Annotated in this window: 15 protein-coding genes; 8 read left to right on the forward strand and 7 right to left on the reverse strand. The window is 69.1% G+C overall.

Translation table 11 applies throughout. The features are described from left to right. Positions 1-107: 107 nt before the first annotated feature. The 5 genes from OG417_RS07990 (at position 108) to OG417_RS08010 (ending at position 6,362) form a co-directional block, all read left to right on the forward strand. Positions 108-500, forward strand: coding sequence for a YciI family protein (locus tag OG417_RS07990; protein ID WP_329251923.1), 393 nt, complete (start codon positions 108-110; stop codon positions 498-500). A gap of 42 nt (positions 501-542) precedes the next feature. Further along, the gene (locus tag OG417_RS07995; RefSeq protein ID WP_329251926.1) at positions 543-1,787 is read left to right on the forward strand and encodes an RNA polymerase sigma factor; all 1,245 of its coding nucleotides are present in this window, start codon (positions 543-545) and stop codon (positions 1,785-1,787) included. Between the two features lie 147 nt (positions 1,788-1,934). Continuing rightward, on the forward strand, positions 1,935-2,927 hold the full coding sequence (locus OG417_RS08000) for an asparaginase (RefSeq protein ID WP_329251929.1): 993 nt from the start codon (positions 1,935-1,937) through the stop codon (positions 2,925-2,927). A gap of 171 nt (positions 2,928-3,098) precedes the next feature. Further along, a complete protein-coding gene (locus OG417_RS08005; protein WP_329251931.1) occupies positions 3,099-4,721 on the forward strand; it encodes an N-acyl-D-amino-acid deacylase family protein in 1,623 nt (540 codons plus the stop codon). 351 nt (positions 4,722-5,072) lie between these two features. Then, the gene (locus OG417_RS08010) at positions 5,073-6,362 is read left to right on the forward strand and encodes a PucR family transcriptional regulator (protein WP_329251934.1); all 1,290 of its coding nucleotides are present in this window, start codon (positions 5,073-5,075) and stop codon (positions 6,360-6,362) included. Positions 6,363-6,387: 25 nt separating this feature from the next. On the opposite strand, the gene OG417_RS08015 is transcribed toward OG417_RS08010, so the two are convergent. The 3 genes from OG417_RS08015 to OG417_RS08025 are packed head-to-tail and all read right to left on the reverse strand — an operon-like array spanning position 6,388 to position 9,267. Then, positions 6,388-7,308, reverse strand: a complete 921-nt coding sequence (locus OG417_RS08015) for an ABC transporter substrate-binding protein (RefSeq protein ID WP_329251937.1) — start codon at positions 7,306-7,308, stop codon at positions 6,388-6,390. Between the two features lie 41 nt (positions 7,309-7,349). Further along, positions 7,350-8,474 (reverse strand): o-succinylbenzoate synthase, encoded by a 1,125-nt coding sequence (gene menC, locus OG417_RS08020; RefSeq protein ID WP_329251940.1) that lies wholly within the window; start codon positions 8,472-8,474, stop codon positions 7,350-7,352. Position 8,475: 1 nt separating this feature from the next. After that, entirely contained in the window at positions 8,476-9,267 is a 792-nt protein-coding gene (locus OG417_RS08025; RefSeq protein WP_329251943.1) for a GNAT family N-acetyltransferase, read from the reverse strand. Positions 9,268-9,424: 157 nt separating this feature from the next. Between OG417_RS08025 and OG417_RS08030 the strand changes: the two genes are divergently transcribed. Together OG417_RS08030 and OG417_RS08035 are read left to right on the forward strand one after the other, a co-directional pair. Next, positions 9,425-10,393: an amino acid ABC transporter permease gene (locus tag OG417_RS08030; protein ID WP_329251947.1), complete on the forward strand. Its 969-nt coding sequence runs from the start codon at positions 9,425-9,427 to the stop codon at positions 10,391-10,393. Beyond that, on the forward strand, positions 10,390-11,196 hold the full coding sequence (locus OG417_RS08035; protein ID WP_329251950.1) for an amino acid ABC transporter ATP-binding protein: 807 nt from the start codon (positions 10,390-10,392) through the stop codon (positions 11,194-11,196). The genes OG417_RS08030 and OG417_RS08035 overlap by 4 nt, the downstream gene beginning before the upstream one ends. 134 nt (positions 11,197-11,330) lie before the next feature. Here the strand turns inward: OG417_RS08035 and OG417_RS08040 are convergent, their stop codons facing one another. Both OG417_RS08040 and OG417_RS08045 read right to left on the reverse strand, forming a co-directional pair. Then, complete coding sequence (locus OG417_RS08040; protein WP_329251953.1) at positions 11,331-12,302, reverse strand: alpha/beta hydrolase fold domain-containing protein; 972 nt, start codon at positions 12,300-12,302, stop codon at positions 11,331-11,333. A gap of 11 nt (positions 12,303-12,313) precedes the next feature. Continuing rightward, positions 12,314-13,075 carry an SDR family NAD(P)-dependent oxidoreductase gene (locus tag OG417_RS08045; RefSeq protein ID WP_329251956.1) on the reverse strand — a complete coding sequence of 254 codons (762 nt, stop codon included), beginning with the start codon at positions 13,073-13,075 and terminating at the stop codon, positions 12,314-12,316. Between the two features lie 116 nt (positions 13,076-13,191). Between OG417_RS08045 and OG417_RS08050 the strand changes: the two genes are divergently transcribed. Beyond that, positions 13,192-13,758 carry a TetR/AcrR family transcriptional regulator gene (locus OG417_RS08050; RefSeq protein WP_329251960.1) on the forward strand — a complete coding sequence of 189 codons (567 nt, stop codon included), beginning with the start codon at positions 13,192-13,194 and terminating at the stop codon, positions 13,756-13,758. Here the strand turns inward: OG417_RS08050 and OG417_RS08055 are convergent. Together OG417_RS08055 and sigJ are read right to left on the reverse strand one after the other, a co-directional pair. Continuing rightward, complete coding sequence (locus OG417_RS08055) at positions 13,721-14,935, reverse strand: NAD(P)/FAD-dependent oxidoreductase (RefSeq protein WP_329251963.1); 1,215 nt, start codon at positions 14,933-14,935, stop codon at positions 13,721-13,723. The two genes, OG417_RS08050 and OG417_RS08055, sit on opposite strands and share 38 nt — an antisense overlap. Positions 14,936-15,023: 88 nt before the next feature. Continuing rightward, a complete protein-coding gene (gene sigJ, locus OG417_RS08060) occupies positions 15,024-15,896 on the reverse strand; it encodes an RNA polymerase sigma factor SigJ (protein ID WP_329251966.1) in 873 nt (290 codons plus the stop codon). Positions 15,897-15,967: the final 71 nt, after the last annotated feature.

Genomic DNA, 15,967 nt, shown 5'->3' on the forward strand with positions numbered 1-15,967 from the left:
CCCACCGCGTCGGTCGAAGTCCTGGATAGTGTCGACATCGGCGAGTCCGCACCGACGTCCCAGTCGAGCGACGGAGCGGCCGTCGCACGAGACGAGAGCTGACAGCCATGAAGTATGTGATCCTCATCCACTCCAATCCGCAGCCGTGGGGGCACCCCACCAGCGACTACCTTGCTGCTCACCAGGGACTGCCCGACGATGTGCGTAAGCGGCTGAACGCCGAATTCGAGCAGGTGATGTCCGAACTGCGGGCCAACGGCGAACTGATCGGCGGCGAGGCGCTCGGCGACCCTGTGGCGGCACGGCTGTACCGGTGGCAGGACGGCTCCCCACTGGCGAGCGACGGCCCATACTCGGAGGCCAAGGAGCATCTGGCCGGGTTCTTCCTCATCGACGTGGAGGACCGGGCTCGCGCAGAAGCGGTCGCCGCGAAGTTCGCCGGCCCCGGAGAGACGGTGGAACTGCGGTCGGGGATGTGGCCGGGCGGCGACGACCAGTAGCGATCTCAGGCGGATCGTATGGTGCAGCGGATACTCGCGGACGTGTGGCGTCGGGAGGCGCCACACGTCCTCGGCGCGCTTCTGCGGAGGTACGGCGACCTCGGCGACTGCGAGGACGCGGCCCAGGAAGCCGCGGAGGCCGCTGCTTCCCAGTGGCCCGTCGACGGGGTTCCGGACAATCCGAGGGCGTGGCTGATCCGGGTCGCGTCGCGGCGCCTGATCGACCGGGCGCGGACCGAGTCGGCCCGCGCCCGCCGCGAGGCGCTGGACCTGGCACGACGGCCGGATGACGCCGGCGTGGCGCCTGGAGCGGACGAGGTTCCCGGAACCGAGGTCGACGACACGACCCGCCTGCTCTTCCTGTGCTGTCATCCTGCGCTGAGCAGGCCGTCGCAGGTGGCGCTCAGCCTGCGAGCGGTGGCCGGGTTGAGCGTGGAGCAGATCGCGGCCGCGTATCTGGTACCGGCCCGCACGATGACCCAGCGCCTCAGCCGCGCCCGCGCGACGCTGCGTGGCGCAGGCGCACGGTTCGCGATGCCGTCGGAAGAGGAACTACCGGCCCGGGTCGCAGCCGTGCTCGACGTCTGCCACCTGGTGTTCACGGAGGGCTACACGCGTACCTCCGGCGAGACACTGGTCGACGTCGAGCTCGCCGAGGAGGCGATCCGGCTCACCCGTCAGGTGCACGTCGAACTGCCCGACCATGACGAGGTGACCGGCGCACTGGCGCTGATGCTGCTGACGCACGCGCGGCTGCCGGCGCGGACCGACTCTGCCGGTGATCTGGTGCCGTTGGCCGAGCAGGACCGCTCCCGCTGGCGGCGCGGTCTGATCGCCGAGGGTGTCGCGCTGTTGGAGGAGACGCTGCCGCGGGGGCACGTCGGCCGTTACCAGATCCAGGCGGCGATCGCCGCGGTCCACGCGGAGGCACCGACCTACCAGGCCACCGACTGGATGCAGATCAGCGTTCTCTACGACATGCTGAGCCGAGTCGCTCCTGCCCCGACCGTGACGCTCAACCATGCCGTCGCCGTTGCGATGGCCCACGGCCCGGCGGTCGGCTTGGCCCTGCTCGATCCGCTGCTGACCGATCCCGCGATGCAGCGGCATCACCGGCTGTACGCCGTACGTGCCCATCTGCTGGAGCGGAACGGCGATGTGGAGGCCGCGGCCGAGAATTACCGGCGGGCCGCGCAGGTGACGACGAGCCTGCCGGAGCAGCGCTATCTCAACCGGCGACTGCGCCGGCTGGCCTGCTCCGCTGCTGCGTTCCCACGGCGGTGGTAGTGCTCAGGTGGTGGGGGCGGGCCTGGGCGTTCGTTCAGATCGGGTCGGCGAAAGCGTGGCTTTGAGCCCTATGATCTGCTCCCGGTGGCCTCGCCGAGGAGTGACGCGGTCAGGCCGTCGTCCTGCAGGCGGTCGGGAGGTTCGAGAATGGGTGTTGCCTTGTTCACGCTGGGCGGCACGATATCGATGGCCGGCCATGCACATGGCGGCAAGGCGGGGCCGGTGGTCACCCGGTTGAACGGGGCAGATCTGACCGCGGCCGTACCCGGGCTTGCCGAACTCGGAGTGCCGTTGGACATCCACGACGTCGACGCGGTTCCCAGCGCGAATCTGACCTTCACGCAGGTCCTGGCCTTGGTGGAATCCGCGTCACAGGCGGTGCGGGCGGGAGCCTGTGGGGTGTTGGTCACCCAGGGGACCGACACCCTGGAAGAGACCGCTTTCCTCGTTGACCTGGTCTGGCCGCACGTTGAGCCGTTCGTGTTGACCGGCGCCATGCGCAACCCGACACTCGCGGGACCCGACGGGCCGGCGAACGTGCTCGCGGCCGCCCGCACCGCCGCCGCGCCCGCCGCCCGTGGCCTGGGTGCGCTGGTCGTCTTCAACGACGAGATCCACGCCGCCCGCTGGGTGCGCAAAACTCACAGTACGAGCACCGCCACCTTCGCCTCCCCCAATACCGGCCCGATCGGCCACGTCATCGAGGGCGACACCCGAATACTCACCACCCCCGCACGGCACCAGGCGCTGGACCCGCGGACCGAAGCACTGGACGACATCCGGGTCGCACTGCACACAGTCACCCTCGACGACGACGCCGGCACCCTCGCCGCCGTCGCCGAGGCGAGCCAGGGGCTGATCATCGCCGGCTTCGGTGTCGGTCACGTCCCGGCCAAACTCGTCGATTTTCTGGAAGTCTTGGCCGAACGCATGCCGGTCGTGCTCACGTCACGCACCGGCAGCGGATCCGTGCTGCGCCGCACCTATGGCGCCATCGGCTCAGAGACCGATCTGCAACGCCGCGGACTCATCAATGGTGGCCTCCTCGACCCCTACAAGGCCCGGATCCTCCTCCGTCTCCTGCTGGCCGACGGCGCCGATCGAGAGACCATCACCGCAGCCTTCGCTGAGCACGGCTGATCGCAGAGCCGGGCGGCAACCGATGTCTGCACCGCCCAGGTCGGACCCCGGCCTGTGGATCTCACCAAAACATCGGCGATCGTTTGGTCTCGGGCCCCGGGGCGGGAGCGGGCGCCGGCACGAGAATGGCCGCGTCCGGTTGTCGAGTCGGTCTGCGGGAAGCGAGGTCTCATGGCCGTGCGGGATTGGGAGGTCGACGGCTCGGCGCCGTTCGTGATTCGAGGCGCGGAGGTTGTCGACGGCACCGGTGCGCCAAGTGCGGAGGCGGACATCGTCGTCGATGCGGGGCGCATCCGGGGCCTCGCCGCACCCGGAAGTGTCGTGCTGGACTCCGGAGCCGTCCTGGACGCCCAGGGGCTTGTGGTCAGTCCCGGGTTCATCGATGTTCACTCCCACGCCGACAACGCCCCGCTGCTGGCCGAAGACGATCTGACCAAGATCAAGCAAGGCGTGACGACGGAGGTCACCGGCAACTGTGGCTTCTCGCTCGCTCCGATTCCGGCAGGGGAATCGGCGCGTGAGGCCACGTCCGCGCTGCGGAAGCTGTTTCCCATCGACGAGGTGACGTGGGGAAGCGTCCCGGAGTTCTATGCGGTGGTCGACGACCGCGGCACCGTGGTGAACGTCTGCCCGCTGGTCGGGCACGGAGCCCTGCGGGTGGCCGCGATGGGGCCGGGGGCGCGTGCCGCCGAGCCCGCGGACATCGACCGGATGCGGGTGATCCTTCAGGACGCGTTGGAGGCCGGGGCGTTCGGGATGTCCACCGGCCTGTTCTACGCCCCCGGCGTCTATGCCGACGCCGAGGAACTGGTACAGGTGGCACGGGTCCTCGGCCCGGACCGGGTCTACGCGACGCACATGCGCAACGAGAGCTTCGACCTGTCGGCCAGTCTGACCGAATCGGTCCAGCTCGCGCGCGCGGCCGGGTGCCGGCTCCAGATCTCCCACCTCAAGGTGACCGGTCAGGCCAACCACGGGGCGATTCCACAGGCGATCGCGTATCTCGACGCGGCCCGGGACGACGGCGTGGCTGTGACCCAGGACATTTATCCCTACACCGCCGCCTCGACGATCCTGGCGGCCTGCCTACCGCCGTGGATGCACGATGGCGGCGACACGAAACTGCTCGCCCGGCTGGAGGATCGGCAGGTGCTGGCTCGCGCCCGCCGCTTCCTCGAGTCGCCGCAGGCGCAGGACTGGGAGAACCCGATCCGCGACGCGGGCGGGTACGACGGCATCCTCATCGCCTCGACGGCATCACACGACTACGAGGGCATGACCCTCCGCCAGGTGGCAGAGGAGCTCGGGCTTGAGCCGTTCGACGCCTTGGTGCACGTGCTGGTCGCCGAGCGGCTGCGTGTCACGATGGTCGAGTTCTCCATGGCCGACCAGGACCTCGACGACGCCTTCCGTTCGCCGTTCACCTCGGTGGGGTCGGACGGGCTGGCGCCGGGTTCGGGTGGCAAGCCGCACCCACGGCTCTTCGGCACCTTCCCGACCGCGATCAGCCGGTTCGTCCGTGAGCGGCAGATCGTGGACCTGGCCGAGGCGGTGCGCCGCATGACCTCCTTGCCGGCGGCGGTCTTCGGCGTTCCCGACCGGGGCGTCATCGCTCCCGGTGCGGTCGCGGACCTGGTGTGCTTCGACCCACTGACGATCAGCCATCCGGGCGACTACGCGACGCCTGACCGGCCTGTCGCCGGCGTCGAGTGGGTCATGCAGGAGGGGCGCCTCGTCGTACGGTCAGGGCGGTGGCTCGGGGTCCGGCGCGGACGGAGACTGCGACCCCAGTGAGAAGAATGACCCCCTCGTACACTTCTGCGAGTGGAATACTCGCAGCTCATCGGACCTGTTGCCCCCTTGGCCGGGGTCCTCGAGTCGATCGATCGGGAGGCCGTCGTCGTGGCGCCCGGCACGGCGGTCACCGACCAAACCGTCTGCGACTGCGTGGTCTGGGACCCTCTCGAAGAGCTTCCTTCCGCCGTGGGCGGAGTGCTGCTGCTCGTCGGGGCGTCCGTGATGCACCCCCAACTCGGCTCGCTCCTCATGGACGCGGGCGAGGCCGGTTACGTCGCGGCCGTCATGAAACGACGCGGGCAGGACCTCACCGGGATCGTTGAGACGGCACGACGAGCGGGTCTCGTCATGCTCGTCGCGCATGACGAGCTTCCGTGGAGCGTCGTGGAGGCCCTGCTGGCAGGCGCGATCGCCTCGTGCGCCACGACGGTGCGGCGCGCCGGTTTCGAAGCGACCGACGACCTGTTCGGCATGGCGAACGCCATCGCGTCGATCGCCGGCGCGGCGGTCACCATCGAGGACCTCGAACGCCGGGTTCTCGCGTATTCGAGCATCGAGGGACAGGCCATCGATGCCGTACGCCAAGACTCGATTCTTGACCGCAAGGTGCAGGCGATTCCGGAGTACGACGCCGAATACCTCGCGGTCGCCCGCGCCGAGCGCCACGTCTGGTTCCCATCGCAGGCAGATCACGAACTGGCGCGTGTCGTGGTCCCCGTGCGGATCGGCGGCCGCCTTCTCGGCTCGATCTGGGCCATTGATGACGGCGAACCCGGTTCCACGAGCCGCGCCGTCGCAGCGCTGGAGATGGCCGCTCCCGCCGTCGCGTTGGCGATCATGTCGGCGGGGTTCCGCGAGGACGCGGCCCGGCGGCACCGATCCGAGCAGCTCGCGGCGCAGCTCGGCGCCACCGGATCGGACCAGACGAGCACGCTGCGCGATCGGCTACCCCTGGCGATCATGGGTTTCGGTCCGCTGACCGACGCCCCTGACCTCGATGAGCAGCGCATCACCCAGATCATCCGGCTCAATGTCGAGCGTATTTCGCCCGAGGCGGCCTGCGCCCGGGTGGAGGACGCGATCTTCGCTCTGGTGCCCAGGGCGGCCGGGTGCTCGTCGGCCCGGCTCAGGCGGCTCGCCGAGGACGTCATCAGGTCGGCCAACTCGAGCAACGGCGGGAGGCTGGGTTGTGCCTTCGTCACCGCGATCAACGAGACCGATCAGGTGATCAGGGCGCGGCGGGACATCTCCACGGCCCTGAAGGCGATGCAGGGCTCACAACACGCTGTCATCGACGTCGATGAGCAGCGCCACCTGGTCATTCTCGAGGAGATTCGGCGTTCGGGCGTTGCGGACGCCGATCGTCTCGTCCAGGACGTCCGGGACCTTCTCGGGTACGACGAGCGGCATCAGACGGCGTATGCGGCGACATTGCTGGCTCACTTCGATCACTTCGGCGATGCCCGCGCCGCGGCCAAGCAGCTGGGGATTCACGAGAACTCCCACCGGTACCGGCTCGCCCGTATCAAGGAGAAGTTCGGCTTTGACGCGAGTGATCCGCGATTGCGTCAGGTGATGTGGCTGCAGCTACGGTTGCTGTGGGATCGGCACCGGTCGGCCGACCAACGGTCGATCTGACCGGTGCCGTTCTCCGGGTGCTCGATCAGGTACCGCCGTTGATCTTGGCGCTTTTGTTGCTACAGCAGTCCTTGAGGCCCCATGTGTCCATGATTCGGTCATAAGTGCCGTTCTCGATGAGCTTCTTCAGCGCAGCCTGAACGGCCTTGACGAGTTCGGGGTCGGACTTCTGGACGGCGATGCCGAGCGCACCGGGCTTGGTGGGTGCGTCCGGAGGGGCGCTGGTGACGAAGAGGGGGCCGGTCTGCTTGACGATCGCCGCCGTGGAACCGCCGGTCGACACCCCGACGTCGGCCCGACCGCTCTGCACGGCCAGGACCACCTCGTCCTGGGTGCGGAAGTTGTTGATCTTGATGGCTCGCTTTCCGGCGGCGGTGCACTTCTTGGTGACGGCTTGAGCGTCGTCGGCCATCGATGTACCGGTCTGTACCGCTATCGAGTAACCGCAGGTATTCGCCCAGGTCGGGAACTTGCCCTTGTTCTCGGCCTTGACGAAGAACATCGTGCTGTTCATCGCGTAGTCGACGAAGTCGATGTGCTCCCGGCGTGACGGTCGGTCAAGGATGCCGGAGACGGCGACGTCGAACTTTCCCGCGGCTATTCCCGGGACGATGGCGTCGAAGCTGGCGTTCTGCAGCCCGGCCCTCAGGCCGAGCAACGAGGCGATCTCGTTGATGAGATCGATGTCAGCCCCTTCGATCGTCTTGTTGTCCTTGGCCACCGACTCGAACGGTGGGTACGTCGCGTCGGTGGCGACCCGGATCGTGCCGGCCGTCCTGATCTTGGCCGGCACCATCGCGCTCAGCGTCTTGTCGGCCGCCTGGGCGGAGAAGCTGGGCTTGGCCTTCGCCGTCGAGTTGGTCTCGGATGCGTTGGTGCACCCGGCGCCGAAGGCGAGCGTCACCGCTGCCGCGAGAGCAGCGGCCATGTGCGATGTTCTTTTCATCGATCTCCCTGATGGACGTGCATGCGTTACTCGCATGTGGTTCAGAGGCCGAGTGACACGGTGCGCCTGTCGATGGTGAGTTCCTCGACGATGTCGAGATCCACATCGACACCCGTGCCTGGCCCGGTGGGCACGGCGAGGCATCCGTCCTCGAGTTCGAACGAGCCGGCGATGTCCTTGGCGTAGTAGCGGCTTGTCGCCGATATGTCGCCGGGAAGGGTGAAGCCGGGCAGGCCGGCCAGGGCGAGGTTGGCCGCGCGTCCCACGGCGGTCTCGAGGGTGCCTCCGCAGAAGACGGGTATGCCGTTGGCCTGACAGACGTCGTGGATCGCCCGCGAGTTCAGGTATCCACCCACCCGGCTCGGCTTGATGTTCACGACATTCACCGCGCCCAGGCGGATCGCGACCACCGTGTCATGTACCCCACTGATCGACTCATCCAGGCAGATAGGCGTCGTCGAGGCGGCGGCGAGGGCCTGGTGCGCGAGAAGACGGTCGCGGCCGAACGGCTGCTCCAGGAGGAGCAGGTTGAACTCGTCGAGGCGGCGCAGGTGGGGGATATCGCTCGGCTCGTACGCCTGGTTGGCGTCCACCTGCAGCGGCAGGTCGTCCCCGAACGTCGCCCGTACGGCGCGGACCGGCTCGAGGTCCCATCCTGGCTGGATCTTGAGTTTGATCCGGGAGTAGCCGTCCCTGAGGTAGCCGCCGACCCAATCGATCAGTTCGTCGATGGAATCAGGGATGCCGACGGAGACGCCGACGGGGATGCGGCCCGCGGCTGCGCCCAGGAAGTCCACCAGCGGCATGCCATGTCGGCGCAGTTGGGCATCGAGCAGGGCCGACTCGACGAACGCCTTGGCGATCGGGTTGCCGGGTACGTCCTTCAGGACGGATCGGAGCCAGCCGACCGTCGTTCCCGAGGGCGGCGGCGGGCTGCTCTCCATCGCCGGTACGATCACCTCCAGGAGCGTTGTACGGACGCTCGCGATGTACTCGGGGAAGTACGTCGGCTCTGGGTCGGCGGCCGATTCCGACCAGCCGTCGACGCCGTCCTCGGACCAGCGCAACACCATGACGTGCCGTGTCTCGTCCACGCTCTTCGACGTCCGGAACGGCCGCACGAGCGGCATGGCGAGCGTGCGGATCTCAAGCGTCACGCGAGGCATGTCATTCACCTGTTCTGGTCAGCCGATAGGCGCCGTCTGAGCCGAGGCGGGTCGGGCGGTATCCCAGCGTGAACGCGTGTTCGAACACCTGGCGGGCCGCGAGTCGCCACTGGAGCGCGAGGTCGGCGTCGGCTCGGCGCATCGCCTCGATGTCCGGAGGAATCCAGACCCGGACCGTCTTGGATGCGGGAAACGCCGGAATCGACGGGGCGCCGTGCGCACCCTGCTCAAGAGCGGGTGGGGTGGCGGCTTCCGCATCCTGAATCTCCTGCGCGGGTGGAGCCTCGTCGAGGCGCCACTCGGCGTAGAAGCGGTCCGGTCGATCCCCTCGGTTGATGGCGTCGTGCATCGGGGGGTAGTAGTCGGGGATGTATTCGGTGACCCGTGCGCCCAGCTTGTTCAGGTTGAAGTGCGCGTTGCGCCGGATAAGCGGGTCGAACGTCCATAGGATGCGGTTCGCGCTCCGCGCGAGCGCCCAGTCACGCTGCCCGAACTTCAGAGCACTCCCGATGCCTTTGCCCGCCTCGGTGGAGCTGACCGCGGCGATGAGCGAATAGATCGAATCCACCCCGGGCCCGCCGGCGACGCCGACGGTGACCCCGGCGAGGTCGCCGCCCGCCGTGAACGCTCCCAGGACGCAGCCGCCGGCATGCGCGATGGACGCCAACAGGTCGGATGGGATGGGGGACGATTCCGGGGTGGTCCCCCAGATGTCGGCGAGCAGCCGAGTGGCGGCGACATGTTCCTCATGGCCGGCGAGTTCGACGACCTCGGGGCGGACGGAAGCGGGCATGGTGCCAAGGGTCGTGAGCCGACCCCTTCAGGTCATTGAGGCGTAGACCAGAGTTTCGGCGGAACTTTGGTGAAGCCGACAGCGGTCATGCGTGTCGATGTCCTCATCATTGTGTGATGGGCCGAGATTGACCGGTGAACAGAGGACGGCGAGAAGCATGGAAAAGGCGCCCGAAGCATCGACGGCGGATGCGGCTCGGGACCCGGCCGCCCCATCCACGGCCGGGACGTTCGCCGACGACGAGCTGACCGTCGTTCCGCGTCGGCACATCGGCCGCCTCATCGTCGCCGTGATTCTCCTCGCTTTGCTGGCGCTGGCGCTGAAGTCGGTCTTCACGAATCCGAGGTTCCAGTGGAACGTCGTCGGCGCTTACCTTCGGGACGTGTCCATCGGCGGTGGCCTGTGGATCACGATCAAGTTGACCATCGTGTGCATGCTGATCGGTGTCGTTCTCGGTCTCGTCCTCGCGGTGCTACGGCTCTCTAACAACCCCGTCGTCAACGGGATCGCCTTCGGCTACATCACGCTGTTCCGCGGTACGCCCCTGCTCGTCCAGCTCCTGTTCTGGTACAACCTCGCCGCGCTCTATCCGAAGATCACCTTTGGGCTGCCCGGGATCGCGCTCAACGCCAACCAGCTCATCACACCGACCACCGCCGCGATCCTCGGACTGGGCCTCAACGAGGCGGCATACATGTCCGAGATCGTGCGAGCGGGCATCCTGTCCGTGGAGCAGGGACAGTCGGAGGCGGCCGCCGCGCTGGGCCTGACGAGAATGCAGACGATGCGGCGCGTCATCCTGCCGCAGGCCATGCGCGTCATCGTGCCGCCTACCGGCAACGAGACCATCGGGATGCTCAAGATGACCTCGCTGGTCAGCGTCCTGGCCGTCCCGGACCTGCTCTATTCGGCGCAGCTCATCTACTCGCGGAGTTTCCAGACGATCCCACTGCTCATCGTCGCGAGCATCTGGTACCTCGTCGTCACGACGATCCTCACGGTCATTCAGTTCTACATCGAGCGGCGCTTCGCGCGAGGCAACCGCAACCTGCCGCCGACACCACTGCAACGGGTACGGACCTTCTTCAGGACACATGCGCCGGGCATCGCGGAGAGGACCGCATGAGCAGCGACACCACCGTCCAGGTGAGATCGGCGGAAACGTCCGCATCACCCATGGTCCGGGCCGAACGGGTCCGCAAGTCGTTCGGACGCCTCGAGGTCCTACGCGGTATCACCCTCGATGTGGCAGAAGGCGAAGTCGTCTGTCTCATCGGGCCGTCCGGCTCCGGCAAGAGCACCTTCCTGCGCTGCATCAACCACCTCGAGCGCGTCGACGGCGGACGCATCTGGGTCGACGGCAAGGTCGTCGGGTACGCCCAGCGCGGCGGCAGGCTCCATGAGCTGAGCGACAAGGAGATATGCAAGCGACGGACCGAGATCGGCATGGTCTTCCAGCATTTCAACCTTTTCCCGCACATGACCGTTTTGCAGAACCTCATCGAAGCGCCACGTCGGGCGTTGCGAGAGAAGAAGGAATCGGCCACCGAACGCGCGCTGGAGCTGCTCGATCGCGTTGGCCTCGCGGACAAGGCGGGCGCCTATCCCCGTCAGCTGTCCGGCGGCCAGCAGCAACGCGTCGCGATCGCTCGTGCGCTGTGCATGCGGCCGAAACTTCTCCTGTTCGACGAACCCACGTCGGCTCTCGACCCGGAACTTGTCGGCGAGGTGCTCACGGTCATGCGCGACCTCGCTGCGTCGGGCATGACGATGATCGTCGTAACCCACGAGATCGGGTTCGCCCGTGAGGTCGCCGACCGCGTCCTGTTCTTCGACAACGGTCAGGTCGTCGAAGAAGGGCCGGCCGACCAGGTCATCGCCAACCCGCGACACAGCCGGACGCGAGCATTCCTTTCCGCCGTGCGTTGAAGTGCTCGCGGCGGCGATCGCCGAGCCGACCACGCTCTTCTACCTCGTCGCCCTCGCCCGCGTGGCCTCCTGCCCCCGAGCCCGTGCTACATCACCCGCCGCACCATTGAGGGCAAGGCTCAGCCCGTGGCGACTCAGCCGTGTAGGTGGCGGCGGAGGAAGGTGTGCCAGGTCTGCTCGAACGAGCGGGTCAGGGTCGACGCGGCCGCGAAGCGGTCCCAGGCGTGGAACGCGCGGGCGTAGAGATGCAGGTCGACCGGCACGCCGGCGGTGATCAGCCGGCGGGCGAAGTCGATGCCCTCGTCCCGCAGCAGGTCGAACTGGGCGACGGCGACGAAGGTGTCCGGCAGGTCGGTGAGGTCGGTGGCCCGGCCGGGCGCGGAGTACGGGTGCACGTCGTCCGTGCCGAACCGGTCGCCCAGGACCGCGGCCCAGGCGAGCCGGATGTCCGGGCGGGCGAAGACGACCTCGGCGATGGTCTCGGAGCTCGACGGCGTCTCGAGGCGGTCGTCGAGCATCGGGTAGAGCAGGGACAGCGAGCACGGCCGCGGAGCCTGCCGGTCGCGCACCATGAGTGCGGTGGCCGCGGCGGGCGCTCCGCCGCCGCTGGCGCCGGCGAGTCCGATCCGGTGCGGGTCGATCCGGTGCTCGGCGGCGTGCTCGGCGAGGTGGGTGTAGGCCAGGTAACCGTCCTCGGCGGCGCCGGGAGCCGGGGTCTCCGGGGCGAGCCGGTAGACGACGGCGGCCAGGACGCAGTCGAGGTCCAGGGCCAGGGCGGTGTGGTAAGCGTCGTCGTCGCGGGCGTCGTCGCCGAGGACCTGGGCGCCGGCGTGGAACCAGACCAGCGCCGGGAGGGTGTGCTCGGCGTCGGCCGGGCGGTACAGGACCACCTCGAGTGCGGTCCGGTCGTCCCGGGGAATGTGGACGGTTTCGATCGTGACCCGGGGGTCCGGCGGGGTCGCGGGCAGGTGCGCGCGTGCCGCGCGGTATTGCGCGCGCAGGCCCGGGATGTCGGAGAGTTCGAGCAGGGTGCCGTTCGCGGCCTTGGGCATTTCGGCGAACGCGGCGGCGAGTTCAGGGTCGAGCGCGTCGTTGGTTCCAGGCATGGGAGGTCCTTTCAGAAGAGGGAGGGCTGGCCGCTGCCGGCGGTGATGCCGCCGTCGACGGGCAGGATCGTGCCGGTGATGAAACGGGCGTCTTCCGAGGCCAGGAAGCTGACCGCGGCGGCGACGTCGGCTGGGGTGCTGAAGCCGGCGAGCGCCCGGCGCTGGTTGAAGCGTTCGATCATGTCGGCGTGCGTCGTCGCCAGCTCTTCCGGTCCGGTCAGTGACGGGGCGACGGTGTTCACCCGGATGCCGAACTGGCCGAGGTCGAAGGCGAGCCCGCGGGTGAAGTTCACGACCGCGCCCTTGGCCGCGTTGTAGGCGGTGAGCCGGCGGTCGCCGCCGAGGCCGGAGGCGGAGGCGATCTGGACGATGCTGCCGCGACTCTCCTTCAGGTACGGCAGCGCCGCCTGCGCGCCGAAGAAGCAGCTGTCGACGTCGGTGCTCATGACCAGCCGCCAGTCCGCCGGCGTCGTCTCCGCGAACTCCTTGCCGAGGCCGACGCCGGCGTTGGAAACCAGGACGTCGATGCCGCCGAACCGGGCCGCGCCGGCGTCGATCATCGCTTGTACGGCGTCCTGGCTGGTGACGTCGGTGGCGACCGGGAGGGCGCGGTGGGTACCGATCTCGGCCGCGAGGGCCTCCAGCCGGTCCTTGCGCCGCGCGGCGAGGACGAGGTTGGCCCCTTCGGCGGCGAACCGCCGCGCGATGCCGTCGCCGATGCCGGAGCTGGCGCCGGTGACGACGACCGTCCTGCCGGTGAAGCGCTGTTCCATGGTGGCTCTTTTCGTCAGTTCCTGACATCAAGCTGTGTCAGAGACTGACGGTACTTTGAGTCAGTGACTGACGCAAGTAGTGTCAGTCTCTGACGGTCCGTGGTAGAGTCGGAGCCGTGCCACGGAACGGGGATGCAGTCCGGCTGCGGCTGCAGGAGGCCGCGCTCGACCTGTATCTGGAGCGTGGCTACGACAAGACCACGGCCGGAGACATCGCCGCCCGCGCCGGCGTCACCGAGCGGACCTTCTTCCGCCACTTCGCCGACAAGCGTGAGGTCTTCTTCGACGGCGAGGCGGAGCTACGGGACCTGCTGACCGGCGCGGTCGCGGCGGTGCCGGCCGGCACCAAACCGCTGCCCACCCTGCGGGCCGCGTTCCATCAGGTGGTGCCGCTGATCGAGCGCAACCTCCCGGTCACCGAGCGGCGGGTGCCGGTCATTGCCGCCACGCCGGCCCTGCAGGAACGGGCGCTGGCCAAGACCGCGGCCCTGGTCGCCGCGCTCACCGACGCCCTGCGGGCCCGCGGCGTCGCCGAGCCGCTCGCGGCCCTGTGCGCCCAAGTGGGCATGGACGCCTACTCGATCGCCATCCGCCGGTGGAGGGCCGATCGTGCCGACGACCTGCACACCCATCTCGACCGGGCCTTCACCGATCTGCGCCTGGCCGCGAACGCCCTGAAGTGAGCGGCGCCGGGTCGGCCGCGCCGTAGGTGCGGGTGCCGCCGGTCCGGCGGGACGACGGTCCACCGCCGGGGGTGAGCGCGACGAGGGTGGGGTGGCGTTGCGCGGCGAGAGCGCCGCGCACGATCACCTCCTTGTACAGCGCGGCGATCCGGCCGGTGAGGACGAACTCCACTGGACTGTCGTCCGCCCGCACGTACTGCACCAGCGCGTCCCGCCGTCCCAAGCTGATGCACTGGTTGACGTACCGGAACCGGAAGGGCCCCGGCTCGCGTCCGGCCAGCTCGTCGCCCACCGCGCGCGCCACATGCCGCGCGGACGGCAACGCGGTGGCACACGCCATGCGAAGCTCCTGCTCGTCCGGCCGCTGCATCACGGCCGCGTCGCCGATCGCGTACACCTCCGGATTCGATACCGAGCGCAGTGCCGGATCCACGAGCATTCGCCCGTGTCCGTCCACCGCGAATCCCGCGTCGCGGGCCAGGTCCGGCACCCGGAAACCCGTGGCCCACACGACGGTGTCCGCAGGGACGTGCTCACCCCCGTCCAGAAGCAGACCGTCCGCGCGCACCTCGGCGACCCGCACGCCGTCTCGGATTTCTACGCCGAGCCGGGTGAACACGCGCCGCACGTGCCTGCGGCCCCGTTCGGACAGCGCCGCGCCCAGCTGATCGGCGGTCAGCAACCGCACCGTCCGCTCTGGGTGCGTCTCCGCCAGCTCGGCCGCCGCCTCGATCCCCGTCAACCCGCCGCCGACCACCGCGACCGTGCCGTCGGCGGTGAGCCGCTCCCACAGCCGCGCGGCGTCGTCCGCGACGGCGACCGGGTAGGCATGCTCCGCCGCCCCGGGCACGCCGCCACCGTCGGACATGCTGCCCAGCGCATAGATCAAGATGTCGTAGCCGAGCCGCCGCCCATCGGCCAGCTCAGCCTCGCGTCGCGCGGCGTCGATCGCAGTGACCCGGCCGACGACGAAATCCACGGGCGCGCCGCCGAGCAGCTCCGCGATCGGCCGCGTCCGTACCCGCTGCCCCGTCGCGACCTGGTGCAGCCGCACCCGTTCCACGAACCGATCGCTCGCGTTGACCAGCGTCACCCGGGCGTCCCGGTGTCGCGCGGTCAGCCCGGCCGCGACCAATCCCGCATAGCCCGCACCGAGAACCAGAATGCGCACCGCCATCTCACTGATCCCTTCGCCGACGATGTCCTGTCGAGGGAGTGACTCGACAGGCCCGCCGATTCGTGACGGCCGCGCCCAGTGACGGTGCTCACACCTGCTGCGCCGCCGCGAAGGCGAGCTTGTCGGGGTTGAGAACGCTGCGCAGACCGGTCACCCGGCCGTCGTTGGCCTCGAGGCACACGATCATGTACAGGTCGCCGGCCTCGTGCACCACGATCGCCGGCTCGCCGTTGACCGTCCGGATCGAAACGTCCATGCGGGCCGCGCGCGGGTGGGCGGCCAGCCCGATGAACAGGCGCGCCACCGCGGGCCGCCCCTCGACCGGTCGTCGCGCAGCCGAGACCTTGCCGCCGCCGTCCGACCAGGCGACGACGTCCTCGGCGAGCAGCCCCTCCAGGCCGGCTACGTCACCCTCCAGCGCCGCGGCGAGGAAGCGGCGCACGATCTCCTCGCGGTGTCCGGGGCGGGCGGTGAACCGCCGCCGGGGGTCGCCCACGTGCTCGCGGGCACGCCGGTAGAGCTGTCGCGCATGCGCCTCGTCCATGTCCAGCACGTCGGCGACCTCCCGGTGCCGGTAGCCGAACGCCTCCCGGAGCACGAACGCCGCGCGTTCGGGAGGTGTCAGCCGCTCCAGCAGGACGAGGACGCCCAACGACAGTGACTCCCGTTGCTCGACCTGTTCCAGCGGGCCGAACTGGCCGCCGGCGGTGAACACCGGCTCGGGTAGCCATGGCCCCACGTACGTCTCTCTGCGGACGCGGGCCGAGCCGAGGCGGCTCAGGCACAGGTTCGTCACCACCTTGGTCAGCCATGCCGCCGGGACCTCGACCGGCCCGGTTCTCGCCCAGCGCAGGTAGGCGTCCTGCAGAACGTCCTCGGCTTCGGAGGCCTCCCCGAGCATCCGGTACGCCAGACCGAGCAGCCGCGGCCGGTTCTCCGCGAACTCAGCGAGCTGGTCCATGCGCCCCGTCTGCCTCCCGACCTCGATGGCCCAAGCCGACCGCCGAGTCCTCGATCTCCCGGTCGGTCCGC

Origin of the sequence: Actinoallomurus sp. NBC_01490 (assembly GCF_036227085.1) — a bacterium.
GTDB lineage: Bacteria > Actinomycetota > Actinomycetes > Streptosporangiales > Streptosporangiaceae > Actinoallomurus > Actinoallomurus oryzae.